Annotated in this window: 8 protein-coding genes; all 8 read right to left on the reverse strand. The window is 39.8% G+C overall.

Annotated elements, in window-relative coordinates:
* Window positions 1-166: 166 nt before the first annotated feature.
* Entirely contained in the window at window positions 167-2,626 is a 2,460-nt protein-coding gene (locus PBT90_RS10840; RefSeq protein WP_270129119.1) for a GumC family protein, read from the reverse strand.
* A 6-nt stretch (window positions 2,627-2,632) separates the two neighbouring features.
* Window positions 2,633-3,451 carry a polysaccharide biosynthesis/export family protein gene (locus tag PBT90_RS10845; protein ID WP_270129123.1) on the reverse strand — a complete coding sequence of 273 codons (819 nt, stop codon included), beginning with the start codon at window positions 3,449-3,451 and terminating at the stop codon, window positions 2,633-2,635.
* 1,435 nt (window positions 3,452-4,886) lie between these two features.
* Window positions 4,887-7,340 carry a GumC family protein gene (locus PBT90_RS10850; protein WP_270129128.1) on the reverse strand — a complete coding sequence of 818 codons (2,454 nt, stop codon included), beginning with the start codon at window positions 7,338-7,340 and terminating at the stop codon, window positions 4,887-4,889.
* Window positions 7,337-8,146 carry a polysaccharide biosynthesis/export family protein gene (locus PBT90_RS10855; protein WP_270129134.1) on the reverse strand — a complete coding sequence of 270 codons (810 nt, stop codon included), beginning with the start codon at window positions 8,144-8,146 and terminating at the stop codon, window positions 7,337-7,339. The genes PBT90_RS10850 and PBT90_RS10855 overlap by 4 nt, the downstream gene beginning before the upstream one ends.
* 429 nt (window positions 8,147-8,575) lie before the next feature.
* The gene (locus tag PBT90_RS10860) at window positions 8,576-9,556 is read right to left on the reverse strand and encodes a polysaccharide deacetylase family protein (RefSeq protein WP_270129139.1); all 981 of its coding nucleotides are present in this window, start codon (window positions 9,554-9,556) and stop codon (window positions 8,576-8,578) included.
* A 6-nt stretch (window positions 9,557-9,562) separates the two neighbouring features.
* Entirely contained in the window at window positions 9,563-10,744 is a 1,182-nt protein-coding gene (locus tag PBT90_RS10865) for a hypothetical protein (RefSeq protein WP_270129144.1), read from the reverse strand.
* Window positions 10,741-11,928: a glycosyltransferase family protein gene (locus tag PBT90_RS10870; RefSeq protein WP_270129148.1), complete on the reverse strand. Its 1,188-nt coding sequence runs from the start codon at window positions 11,926-11,928 to the stop codon at window positions 10,741-10,743. Before PBT90_RS10870 ends, PBT90_RS10865 begins: the two co-directional genes overlap by 4 nt.
* A 507-nt stretch (window positions 11,929-12,435) precedes the next feature.
* Window positions 12,436-14,124 (reverse strand): DUF6044 family protein, encoded by a 1,689-nt coding sequence (locus tag PBT90_RS10875; RefSeq protein ID WP_270129152.1) that lies wholly within the window; start codon window positions 14,122-14,124, stop codon window positions 12,436-12,438.
* Between the last annotated feature and the right edge of the window lie 25 nt (window positions 14,125-14,149).

Genomic DNA, 14,149 nt, shown 5'->3' on the forward strand with positions numbered 1-14,149 from the left:
AATCCTAGGTAAACCCATATTTCCCAATCGCCTTAGGAAGCGAGAATGTCTAAAAATGTCACCTAGAAAAATTATAAAAATTTATAGAATTACTACCAAAATAGAATGCAAAAAAAATCGCAAACTAAAGCTTGCGATTTTCATCTATTCCTAACAACATACAAAACTATTTTCTTCTCAGCGCCCTTTTCCACCATGGCAATTGCACTTCCTCATGATATCCATAGGAGTTATTTCCATAGCCATAGCCATAGCCATAGCCATATCCATAGCCCTTGTCTATATGCACATCATTCAGTATACCATAAATCTTGGACACCCCTCCTTTTTCCACCAAATTGTTTAGGATCTGGGTATTTCCTTTCATAGAATAACCCTGACGGAACACAAAGAAATTAATATCAGAGAAGGCAAACAACTCCTTGGTTTCTGAAACCAATCCCACAGGAGGGCAGTCAAAAATTACCACATCATAAGTTTCTTTGATCTCCTTCACTATTTTTCCAAACTTATCCTGCAAAAGCAATTCTGCCGGATTTGGAGGAATAGGTCCGGAAAGTATCACATCCATTTCTGAGTGCGCAGTCTTTTTAACCACATCCTGCCAAGGCGTATCTGTACTCAAACAGGTACTCATTCCCTTATCATTGGTCATCCCGAAATCCTCTGCGATTTTTGGTTTACGAAGATCTAGACCAATCAAAACAGTCTTCTTACCCATGAGGGCATACACAGAAGCCACATTGATTGACACAAAGGTTTTACCCTCTCCAGAAATAGAGGAGGTGAATAAAATGGTCAGATTATCCCGATGTGGACTCAGGTAGGACATATCCGCTCGTAGTGAACGGAAGGACTCGGTAACTGTAGAACGAGGATTGTTGAGTACCGGAATTGCATCCTCAGAATTATTCCTTCCAATCATCCCTATCAGTGGCACCTTGATCTGATTCTCCAATTCTTTAGGATCCTCAATCTTGGTATTCAGGAAGTCTTTCACGGTAATAAAGCCAATTGGAAGAATCAGCCCTAAAATCAGTCCTATCAATAGATTTAAGCTTGTCTTAGGAGCAATGGGTTCCTCACCAGGCTTGGCAAAGTCAAGTATGGAGTTTTTTGGCATATTGGAAGCCATGGTAATCTCCGCTTCCGCCTTTTTCTCTAATAGATATACATAGATATTTTCATTGATTGTGAATTTACGTTGTATACCTATTAAATCTCTTTCTGTCTTTGGCAAAGAATTGATATCAGATTGCATTAATCTAATTCTATTATTTAGATCTGCCAACACATTCTCCGTATTTCCTAGTGCTAAATTAACATTTTCTTGCAATTGCTTTTTGGTGTTTGCAATCCGAGTCGCATTTTCTCTCACAGAAGGTGCCTGCTCAGAAAAATTCGATCTTAATCGAATTTGCTCTGCCTGCAATTCGGCCAGGGCCTCAACCAAAGAATTTAGCAATGGATCAGTAACACCAATAATTGATGGTGCAACTAAATCTCCACCTTGATTATTTTCTAAATAGGTATCCAGAGTTTGGTAATACTTCAAACTGATCTCCGTCTCACCTTTCTGCTTTTCCAATTCTTGCAACCTTTCAAAAATTACAGACCCTTCTTCCGAAAGATTAAAAACATTATTTTCAGAACGGAATTGTTGAAGTCTATTTTCCGATGTCGTTAAGGAATCAGAAATGCCTGCTAATTGCTGATCTATAAATCTCACTGTATTTTGAGACGCCCTATTTTTCTTATCCAGCTCTCTTCTAAGATACATTTCCATCAATTTGTTGATGTACTCCTCTCCTAATTTTCTGACTGGAGTTTCCAAACTTACGTTTAAGATAGCTGCTTCTTTGTTTAGTGGGGCTACCACAAGTTCCTCCCTAAATTTTAAGGCGAGGGTTGGAGTATCGGAAAGCTTGAACTGATATTTTTCACCAGGACTTGCGAAAATGCTATTCACCTTGATTGAAAGTCCCTCTTCAACAATTTCCTCCCCAAAAGAGTAAACAGATTTTTTTAATTTTGGAGTTTCTTGGTCTGGAAAGGCAATTTCAAATTTACTTTTATAATAAGGCTCTTTTGGGTCATACACCTTAAATTCCTCATTTTCAATCTGAAGCTCAAAACTATTTTCATCGAGTACTTCAATACTAAACATTCCTCCTACCCACTGCTTTTGATTCCAATCAACAGATACTATAAATGGAAGCTTATCATAAATTTGTTTGGTAGTAACAATTCCCTCCTCATAATACTGAACATTTATGTTCAGCTCTGAAATAGTCTCTTCAGCAAGGGAAAAAGATTTCAATATTCCTATTTCATTATCAATATTGTTTTTCCCAGTCAATGATCCAAAGCCTGCTGATTCAAAAAGATCCATACCCAATGCTGGCTCTTCATCCTCTATCAATATACTTGCTTGAACATTGTAAATGTTGGTAGCATACCGGTTAAAAAGGAAGGCGGAAGCTATGCCAAAAAACATGCAGACCAGAATTACTGGCCAGTATTGCAGGTAGTTGAAAATTAATACCTTTAAATCTATTTCATCCTCCTTTTGCACCATAAATGGATTCTGTCCTGAATTGGAAGTATTTGGGGTGTTCGGATACATAAAATCTTATTTGAGTAAATTTAGGATTAGAGCAACTGATGAGATTCCGGCAAAAACCAGAGCTAAGGTTTGTGCTGTATTTTCACCTGTACCAGTTTCACGAACCTTCATTGGCTCCACATATAATTGGTCATTTGGCTGAATGAAATAAAATGGAGATTCCACAATCTGCCTATCCAATAAATCAATTCTATGGAGCTTGGTCCCTTCAGGATATTGCCTTATTAAAAGAACTTCATTTCTTTTTGCTACTGTGGTTAAATCCCCCGCATTAGCGATTGCTTCAAAAATGGTCATTCTATCCTGAAGTACCACATATTTACCAGGTCTTCGGAATTCACCCAAAGCAGAATACCGCACACCTCCTAGCTTAACTTTAACATACAGCTCTGTGGTTACATATACCCTAAGCTTCTCTTCAATAGCAATTCTTGCTTCATCCAAAGTTTTATCCTTAACATTCACCTCCCCCACAATAGGAAGGCGGATAAACCCATTTTGATCCACAGTATACCCCGTCATATAGTATATATCTCCTCCGGATTGAGAAGCTATATTCCCCATTTGAGCAGAACCTGCCATGGCTGTAGTCGATTTGTTGTTAAACCCATTTTCAATCATATCGTCGACAGTCTGGATGTTTACATCCACAATATCATTGTACTGAAGCTTGTACTCAGGAATCTCGTAGGTAATGAGTTCCCCATCTTCTATGGGTGGGTTATCCTCCAGGTTTTGGAGATAAATGATTTTTTCATTGGAAATACAGCTGAAAGCCGTAAAAAAAACCAGGGCAAGAGCAAGGCCCTTCAAGAAACTCCTCATATATGTATTTTTAATTTTCTGCTTCAAAAACTGGGCAAACTTAAACATTTCACCTCAAATACTCCGATTTTTTATTGGATTGATAACAAAAGCTTGATTTCCCTTCAGGAGATTTACGAGATCAGAATCCAGTTGGATCCTTCATCCCAACTATTAAAGTGCAGAATATTGAATTTGAAAAGGGTTGTAAGGGATGTGTAGGGTTTGTGGAAAATGAAAAAGTTGGGTAAAAGTTTTTTTGGTGCAGGGAAAAAATAAATGGAGGTGGAAATTTATGGTTGGGGGATAAGGGTGAAAGGATTGGAAGTTGAAAGTTTAAAATGTAAAGTTTAAAGTTACCGTTTTCGGTACTTTGACATTCGGAATTCAATATTTTGGAGGTCGGGTGTCAGGAATTCGGGTGTAGTCACTGCGCCTGTCGGCCGAAGGAAGAAGGTGAGGTACGAGCCGTGGCAGTCTCAGACTCAGTGGCAGAAGCTCAAAGCTGAAAGCTGAAAGTAGAGTCAGGAAGTTGGATGTCCTATATCAGTTGTCTGGTATCGGGTACCAGGTGACCGATGCCTTAGGCACAAGTTGTGAGACAATGCGCCAAATATGAGTTTCCCCACCAGACACCTCAGAGTGCAGCTTCTGGAGAAGCAGCATAACATGAGGTTTGGAGGCCAGCGAGATGGAAGAGTTGAAAGTTTAAAATGTAAAGTTTAAAGTTACCGTTTTCGGTACTTTGACATTCGGAATTCAATATTTTGGAGGTCGGGTGTCAGGAAGTTGGGTGTCGGAAGTCAGTTGTCTGTTGTCGGTTTTCGGTTGTCAGTTGCCTGAGTTTGTCGAAGGATAGGAAGCTTGTCACGCTGAGCGGAGTCGAAGCGTTTTAGTCCCTATTCGCTAACTGATTCTAAGGAAATATATTACTGTTCAAGATTTAGTTTCTGGTTCTCGAAAGGAGTTAGGGTTAGCTAAAAGAAAATCAGCCCCATAGGGGCGGTTCATATTATTGCCTAGGGTTTCAACCCTGGGATTAAGGATTTAATGGTTAACCAGCGCTGGCCCGAGATCCTGATTCGGAGACGAAGGCGTGACGCCAGCAAGAACACCGAAAATCCGCATTGGAAATACCACTATATAGGTTTGAGATTACAACTCTCGAAAAGCGATGTGAATGGTATATGGCAGTCTGAAGACTGCATTTGGATAGGCACAAGTCGCGAGACTTTGCGCCAAATATGAGTTCCCCACCAGCCACTTCAGAGTGCAGCTTCTGGAGAAGCAGCACAACATGAGAAGCAGCACAACGTGCCTAAATATAACCACTCAAGGCCGTGGACCGTGGTCTGCCGACTATCGACCATGGACTCTCCACATGGTCTACTAACTATGGTCTACCCACTATGATCTACCAAGTACAGCCCTTCAACTCCCCAGCATACACCTCAGGCTATACCCTGAATTTGGCCAGGAACTTCTTTAACCACTGTGCGCCTTCCTTTCTATCCTCTTGGTCATAATAGGTACCCGTATATTCATTTCTTTTCATATAGGAGTAATTATAGCCATAGCCATAATTGTACCCTCCAAAATCATATACATCCACCCCGGCTTTCAATCCATTGAAAACAGCATAAATATTATCCACCTGATCGTTGGCATATAAATCATTGATCATCAGCAGATACCTCTTATGCGTATAATCTTGCCTGACTATATAGAGGTTTATATCCGAAAACCGCATCAAATCCATGGTTTCCGACACCAATCCTATAGGTGGAGTATCCATCACTATCACATCAAAATCCTCGTCTAGAGAATTTAAGAATTCGGTCATTTTATCCTTCAAAAGTAACTCCGCAGGATTGGGAGGAATAGGCCCTGAAGGAACAACGGAAAGGTTATCAAAGGCTGTATTCACTATGATTTCATCTCTTTCCGCCTTTCCAATTAAATAATTGGACAAACCTGTCTCACTCTTTACTCCCAAATATTCTGAAATTTTAGGGCGCCTTAAATCCAAACCAATCAACAAGGTTTTCTTTCCACTCAGAGCCATGGCCGATGCCAGATTAATACTTACAAATGTTTTCCCCTCACCAGAAACAGAGGAGGTTATCAAAATCTTCTTACAGGCTTTCTCACTTTCTATATAAAACAATGCAGATCTAAGTGACCTGAAGGATTCAGTTACCATGGACTTAGGGTGATCCTGTACCAAAAGATTGGTTTCTTTGGTACTATATCCTATAGTTCCCAATAGTGGAATCCTTAACACATTTTTAAGCTGAACCTGATCTACTATCTTATTATTCAAATAATGGTAAATCAATAAAAAGCCTAAGGGAATAAAAAGCCCCAAACCAAAAGCCAAACCATAATTTTGAGCCTTTTTGGGAAAAATCAAACTGCCCATTCTCGCATAATCCAACACTGAATTATCAGAAATATTTGAAGCCTTAGCAATTCCTGCCTCTGCTCTTTTTTCAAGTAAGTAATTGTATAAATTCTCCCTGAGCTTAAACTCTCTGCTCAAGCCCATGTAGTCCGATTCCGCTTTGGGAAGTTTAGCAAACTCATTATCCTCTTGCTCCAGCTTTACTAGGGCTTGATTTTTCCTGTTTTCCGTATTCTGAACCAGGTTGTTGATATTTTCAAAAATATTTTCCCGAAGCTTGGAGATTTGGTCATCCAGCTCTTTTACATTGGGATGGGTCTCATTCACCACAGACAGCAAACTCCTACGGTTTAAGGAAACCGCTATCAAATTGGAAACCAGGCTATTCAGTAAACCATCGTCAATACCAACAAGTGAAGGAGCCAAAATATCAGAGTAATCTTTTCCCTTCTCAATCAGGTAAGTCTGTAAGGATTTATAATATTGAAGCTGAAAATCAATAGTCTGTATCTGATCTTCCAAGGTTTGCATATTCCCCAGTACACCGCCAAATTCCGAATTGATATCCATCAGCTTATTCTGAACTTTAAAATTCAGCATTCTGCGCTCTACTGCTTTCAGGGAATCCTCTACTATATAAAGTTGCTCATCCAAAAAGCTGAGCGTATTCTCAGTCATTTGGTTTTTCTCCTTCAGGTTATACTCTATATAGGAGTCCATGAGTGCATTCACATAGTCCCGGCCTTTTTCCACAACTTTGGTCACCATAGTGACTTGTAGAACGGTACCATAACTATTGATTGGCCTTACCACTATTGCCCTGGAATATTCATCTATAATATTCATGGTGTTATGAACCACAAATGACAGCTTATCTTTTGGCTTGATATTCTTCACCTTATGGATTGTGAATTTACTTTTGTCTGAAACTATCTGCTCTCCGAATCGAAAAGTACGGTTCAATATAGCCTCATCCACCGGCCCCGCTGCTTTGGCATTTAAAAAATCAAAAAAACCGGACTCCTCCTTAGTCAGTACAAATTCATCTTCTGAAACCATGGTGAAGGTAATCTCCCCCATTTCCATCTGAGGAAATTCCGGATCTACCTCCACATAAATAGGCGATTGGTCATAAAGCTCTACCTCTTTGATATTGGTAGAGGCATAATAGGTGACATTGAAATTAAGATCCTTCAGCGCCTCTGCCGCCAAATTTTTGGAAGTCAGTAGCAAAATATCATTCTCCAGCCTGTAGGAACCCGAAAAAATATTTGACCTATCCAAAATTTTCATTTCAGGACTGGAATTTTGCTTGATCAGTATGCTGCCCTGTACCTCATACTCCTCCACCGAATACCTGTGGAATAAAAAGGTGATAATCAAGCCCAAAAATATACTGGTCACATACAGAGGCCAATACCTGGAATATTTTATCAGGTAATACTTAATGTCGATGGGCTTTACCTCATCCTGAAATTTTGAGATATCTACCTTGTCTTCAATCATAGATTACTGGTCAGCAAAGCAGCGATTAGAATAATGGATGAAGTTACAGAAATAATCAAGCCTAGGGAAGCCGTTAGGTTTTCAGCATTCCCAAATTGCCTGATTTTCATTGGCTCTAAATATAGAATATCATTTGGCTGAATAAAATAAAATGGGGATGCCAGCAGCTGCCGGTCGTTGAGGTTAATTTGATGAATTTTTGTACCTCCATCGTATTGTCGGATGATGAACAATTTATTCTTCTTAGCAAGAATATTGGACTCCCCCGCCACTGCCAGCGCATCAAAAATAGTAGCCCTGTTTTTCAGAATCACCTGGGCACCTGAACTACTAAACTCACCTAATGCCGTGAATCTAATCCCTCCTATTCTTAACTTCACAAATACCTCTTCTTTGAAAAAACTGTTGATCTCCTCTTGCACTTTCTTTTGCGCTTCCTCTTCGGTGAGTCCTGCGATTTGTATTTTTCCTAATTGCGGAATCTCCACAAACCCCTCCTGATCTATGGAGTACCCCGTAAAATAAAAGATATCGTTCACTCCTCCACCTCCGCCGCCACCTCGCATGGAGCGGGATCCCTGAAACTCAAAAGCCTTGGTCAGCTCCTCGTCCGAAGATGCAAAATCTATATCTACTACATCAAAAGGCTGTAGTATATATTTATACTCTACGTTAGCATAGGGAATAAACTCATCCAGACCAATCTCCGGGTTTCCAGGTAAATTTTGTAAGTAGGTAATCCGTTTATTGCTAATGCAGGAACTCAGTAAAAGTCCTACAATAACGAATCCAAGAATCTTTTTCATGTGTCTATAATTGATTTTCAAAGGTCACAACCCGTCCCGTGACGAAGGAAACGGGATGGAATCTCGCATGGGAGATAATCATCCCAGTGTGTGACTCTTGAATCATGCTCGATTTCATGTGTCTATAATTGATTTTCAAAGATCATAACCCGTCCCGTGACGAAGGAAACGGGATGGAATCTCGCAAGGTTGATAGTCATCGCAGTGTGTGACTTTTTAGTCATGCTCGATTTCATCTGTCAATCAATGATTTTTAAGGGCCATTGCCTGTCCTATATGGGTAGAAATGCTGGTTCGCCTCTTGAGATTGAAAGAAGCCTGCTCTTTCCTATTACCGAGTCTTACAGGCTGCATCATCAAGCAATATTTTTCTGGCATTTTTAGCATACTCCATCAAGTCAAATTACTATTTTTTTTTGCTCTTAATTGCTATTTACTAAAAGAATAATTCTTTGCTATCAAATTATATGCATCCTTCATAGAGATGCTCTGCAGCATACCCGAAGCTACATAGCTTCGAATAAAAATCAACAGATCTTCCAGAATTCGTAGATTTTCCTCGGGATAGTTACCAAAATTATGCGGGTGCCACCATAGATGGTAAGATTGCCCTTTCTCACAGACCTGCTCCAACTCAGATTTGATCCTCTCTATTCTCCTTCTATTAAAAACTGATCCTTCCCTGTAAGGCCTTAACAATCTGCTGGCTGGAACTTGGAATAAGGGCTGAGCGACACATTCCTTCAGATCAAAGCTCACGGGTTTGCCCATTGGCAGAAGTGTATCTCCGGTTCGAAACACCTTTTTTAATAAATTTTCATTAGAGGTCTCCTTCCAAAACCAATCCGAAGGATTTACTCTCGCTGAAGTAAACCCAGTCTTAGCTGCCACTTCCATGACCTGGGAATGGTATTGATTCCTCGGAAAGACCAAGCTTTGCATAGCTACTCCAAACTTAGCCTGGGCAATCTTTTTACTTGCCTGCAAATCAGCCTCAAACGCCTCTAGGGTGCTACCTTTTTCTCCGGTGTAAAAATGAGAAAAGGTATGTGAAGCCAATTCCTGCCCCGGGGTTTCCAGGATCTTGTTTACCATTTCAGGAGCAAAAAGTCCAAGTTTACTCTTACCAGATTGCTTGCTCGCCCAGTGGAAAGCAGAATATTTCTCTTGGTGAAAGGATGGCAATATCTCAGGTGAAAAGGCTTTCCATTCCTCCCAGCTTTCAGCCATAAGCATGCCCACCGTGGCCCAGGTAGCGCGAATATTATACTTTTCAAATAAATCCAATATTCTAGGAAGGGCTTCTAGGGTTTGGGCATAGTACTTCCCATTTTCATCTAGAGCATATTTATCAAATCTCCCCCAATGAAGCTCAAAATCTAAGGAAATAATAAGGTTCGCTTTGGTCAAAAGAAACTAGGGTGATTTTTTTAAATGTGGATAAGCCTTGCAAATTAGCCATAGCATGGGGAATTGCAAAAATGGCAACCAGATGGATTTCATTCTATAGAACAATCCAAAATTATTGAGGGTAAAGGTAAACACCAAAAACATACCAAATGCAATTATCAGATAGTATTTGGCTATAAATGGAATATTAAATGACTTTCTCCAGATTATGACTAACAGTGCAACAAGCATAATCAGCATAAACCATGTATTCTCTAAGGCAAAAACAAGGGAATAAAAATCCCAGCTTTCCCAAATAAATGGTCGGAAAAATACCGCAACCATTCTTTCCGAAAGATTCATATCTGTCATGGGAACAGCTGTGCTGGATTGGAAGCTATCCAAAAACCCGAATTGGTTTTTGCTCAGAAGCATAAGACTTTCCCAGGACAACTCGTCTAAATGTAAATATGCCAGAAATTGCCGTATTGCCATGAAAAGCAAGTACCCTAAGCCTAAAAGCAAAAGCATTGTCTTTGTCAAGGACTTTTTAAAAAAGGGATAGAGCAGCCAGATGAGTATAGGAAGAAAAAGTATACCTACCAAGGGTCTTGTCAGTAAGCAAATTGCCCAACCCAGTATACCCGGTAATCCTTTAAACTTCTGACTGCCAAAAGCATAAAACAATAAGGCCAGCCCTAGTAAGAGCAGGCATTCCTTAGTAACCCCGGCTGTCCAAAAATGTAAGCCCGGCAAAAATAAAGGAAGGTAGAGCAAATACCTTAAGGATAACGACTCCTTATTCTGCTGTATAAGTTGCCTGAAACTGAAAAAAAGCAAGGCAATAGCACCAAAGGAAAGAGTAGAATAGATAAATGTGCCAGACCAATAGGACAAGCCTAAAATCTTACTGGGAAAGTAATTCAGCCACTGTACAAAAAAGGTATTAATCCCAAAATACCCCATCCAATCCTGCGCATACTGTGAAGTATCTGCTGTCAAGTGCCAAAGCCCATGCGAATCTCCCCCACGCTCTAGAATATAGGATGCAAAAACACCAGAAAAAGTCAGGTGAACTAGCCAAAGTAATACAAGCAAAATCCGCTCATTCAGAGTATAAGCCTTATTAGCCCAGCAGGATCTGAGAAAGTATAGTATTGGCAGATTACATAAAGCCAATACCAGGTAATCCATTCCTTTCAAACTCACTTAAGCGCCCTTTCATATTGATCCAACGTGGAATTCAGGGAAAATAATTTATTACCTAAGCTACTTATTCCACTTCTGTCCAAGTCTTTAATTCTGATCATCCATTCATTTAATCCTTCAAAATCAATAGATTGATTTTCAATCATATAAGAACACTCTTCATCTTCCAATAGGCTATCCATATCCCCTATTCCTTTTGAAAGTAAGATTGGCAGGCCACTCATCATATACTCGCCGATTTTAATGGGCAATAAGCCTTTGGCACTATCAGATGCTAACCTCAAACTTATCCCCAAATCAGCAGCCATTAAGTAGGCAGGAACCTCCTCGTAGTCCAGTTCCAACACTTTCACATGTACTTTGATTGAGTCAGGTACAAGTCCCTTAAGGTAACCCGGATCTCTACATAGAAAAAACATTTGAAAGGCTAAGCCACGACTTTTCAATTCACCCAAAATATTGAACAATAGATCCAAAGCATACCCTGGCCCTAGGGAACCTGAGTGCACCAAAATCAATTCATCTTTAGCATTAAGGGCATCACGCATTGCTATTCTTTTCTCCAGGTCAAAGTAAAACCTTTCAGGGTCTCTCCCATTCCCTACCTGAAAGAATTTATCCTTATTCAAGTCCGAATTATGGCTAAGGTGCCACGAAATGGAGAGCCGAGTTCTGACCAGCACTTTGTCCGATTCCCTAAGCATATTCCGCTCTATTCCAGCTAGAATTTTATGCATAAAGCTTCCTTTCTTCAGGTTTCCCAGATCCAACCGCTCTTGAATAGGAAGCCCATCCGCATCAAATATAATCTCACAGCCTAAATGCCTTAGTTTTTTCCGCAAAATGAGGGTAATCAAAGCCGGCATGCTGCTGCGGGCGATTATGGTTTGGATTTGATGTGACTTGATATAGGCTATGAGATGGGTCCTACTGCCCAAAATTGCTTTCGTGCTACTAAGAGCTGCTGGCAAAGATCTGGAAATAGGGACATGTACATATCCTAGCTTTTGCTTTTGCGCCAGCTCTGTAATCCTACTCACTTCAGTAGCTGAAGCCCAAGAAAACTGAAAAATGGAGGCACTAACAACCCCTCTATCCTGCAATGCCGAAAAAATCGGAAAAAACAGATTTTCCATGTAGTTGGTCTTATCCGAATCCCAGGTGATAAATAGAATATTTTTCAAAGTTTGGAAAATTGTAAGGCTAACCTTTTCATGAGGGCCTATTCTTAACGTAGTTTTACAAGAGTCAATGCCTTGCTAATCAAAGTCGACTGAGTAGGCGAATATAAGCCTAATAGGGGCTACACCTAATAAGAACATGGAGATTTCTCCTCGCAATAGCAATTTCGACCCGAATAACATTTCCTCGTTGTCTTCGGATCATCTCGACGAGTTACTAGGAGAGATCTCAATCGTAACCCTAGCAGAATCTCCAATAGAGATTTCTCCTCATCCTCCGTCGTCGTCGAAATGACCCTATAACGCGACCTCGGTACAGCGGTCATTTCGAAGGAGCGTCTTAAAACCGAAAACCTAGGATTAACAATTCCGCGAGGACTAGGTCATTTCGACGAGCGTCTAAGTACTTTAAATAAAGCGTGATTTTTATTCGCGAGGAGAAATCTATAACCATTAGAGTACACTATCCATTTGAGATTTCTCCCTATAGTCTAAATGACAACGTAAAAACTATTTCAACTCGTACAGGTGTATCCTCCATGCCGAATGCTCATTTTCAAAGACTTTCAACAAATTCATTTGGTCTGACACCACAGGCAAAGCCGATAGAATATAGTCCACCTGAAGCTCCTTTTTCAGGTACTGGTAATCAAAATCGGGTTCAGACAAAGGCTCCTCCTCTCTCCACTTGTACATAAAATAATCATCCGGATATTGAGCATTTTGAAAATAACACTTATTCCCCCAGTTTAGAAAATGCGCTTTTAAGGATTGGTCTTTTTCTAACTCTGCCTCTATAACTTGAAATACCTTTTGCTTATGGGCTTTGCCGTAAACCTGCACATAACCGTCAAAAGTTTTCAAGCCATTAAAGGTTGCCACTGCTGGAGGAAGGTTGAAATTGATAAAAAGTGCTTGCTCTGACCCATCTCCTAAAAAACCCGTCAATTGATCAAATTGAGCCTCAGCAAAATAAGACTTATAGGTTGGTACTTTTTGCTCCAAAACCTGCAGATGGGTATTAATTCCATATCTCCACTCATATTGATAGGCAAAAATATTTATCATCAGTAAAACAGTGATTACATATTCGCTCCATCTAAACTTAAGTTTCGACCAAAAATTAATAATGGAAGCTACCATCAGGAAGGGAATCCAGTATTCAAACCTGAGAAGATTCAGTGATCCTAATTGTGGAACAATCCTACCTATCAAATTCACATTCCCTGTGATACTCAGAATAGAAAGTAGCATGCTTATGCCCAGCAATAATACCAAAAACAACAAGCCCTTTTTAGACATTAGCTTTTTATACCCAGAGTAAAGGCACAAGCCAATCAAAAAAACCATATAAACAGGAGTATAATGAACTCCATTTTGATCGCCAGAACTAAAAAAATCCCAGGGGTAGTGTTGAATCCAAATCCCAAAATCATAAGTAAAATCACCTCTATGACTTACAAAATCTGGATTCAGGAAATAGCCTCTTATTAATTGAAAATCTTGTAGCAAAAAAAGTCCCCACAAAAAACACCAGGCTAATAAAGCAGGCAAATGGATTTTTCGCTCAATAATACAGGCAAAAATCAGCCATATTAAAATACCCAGCATAAAATAGAGTGCCGCTAGGGCAAACATGGAATAAATTGCATATCCTAAAAGAATAAGAATTGAATTTTTGCTCGCCTTGCCATTCAGAAGCAAGGTAAACACCTGAATAACAGCTGGAAGAGCAGCAATTGATATACCTCTATGTGGATAAAAGGCCAGGCTGGCCCATAATAAACATAAGAAGACCTCTAAATAGGTATTTCGCAGCACTAACTCTTGACCTCTTAGCCAATAGCGAAAAGAAAAAAAAGCAATGATAATAATAAGTGCTTTGTTTAGAATATATGCCTTAAAAAATGGAAAAAGGGCGTATAGCAGCATCTCTAAATTATAGCCTGAGGGGAAGCTAAACCTAGGTAATTCCACCATCATGCCCTGTACGGGGGTATTCCAAGATGTGAAAATTTTCCCCTGATCCTTGAGCATTTTATACCATGCCAGGTTTGAGTCCATGTTATCCGAAACAGGTAAGAAAACATCCTTACCGAATATAAAATACGGCAGAAGTAGTAGGACGAACACTAAAAATGCAAGAAGATATGCTCCAAGGGTTTGACTAGTAATTTTTAAGCCTTTTAATAATGCCATGGTCCAAATTTCCCATTCTGTTTTT

Source organism: Algoriphagus sp. TR-M9 (genome assembly GCF_027594545.1).
GTDB lineage: Bacteria > Bacteroidota > Bacteroidia > Cytophagales > Cyclobacteriaceae > Algoriphagus > Algoriphagus halophytocola.

Excerpts from the sequence above, each read along its gene's own strand:
- PBT90_RS10855 (WP_270129134.1), bottom strand. The coding sequence starts at position 8,146 with ATGAAAAAGATTCTTGGATTCGTTATTGTAGGACTTTTACTGAGTTCC.
- PBT90_RS10875 (WP_270129152.1), bottom strand. The coding sequence starts at position 14,124 with ATGGCATTATTAAAAGGCTTAAAAATTACTAGTCAAACCCTTGGAGCA.
- PBT90_RS10850 (WP_270129128.1), bottom strand. The coding sequence starts at position 7,340 with ATGATTGAAGACAAGGTAGATATCTCAAAATTTCAGGATGAGGTAAAG.
- PBT90_RS10840 (WP_270129119.1), bottom strand. The coding sequence starts at position 2,626 with ATGTATCCGAACACCCCAAATACTTCCAATTCAGGACAGAATCCATTT.
- PBT90_RS10845 (WP_270129123.1), bottom strand. The coding sequence starts at position 3,451 with ATGAGGAGTTTCTTGAAGGGCCTTGCTCTTGCCCTGGTTTTTTTTACG.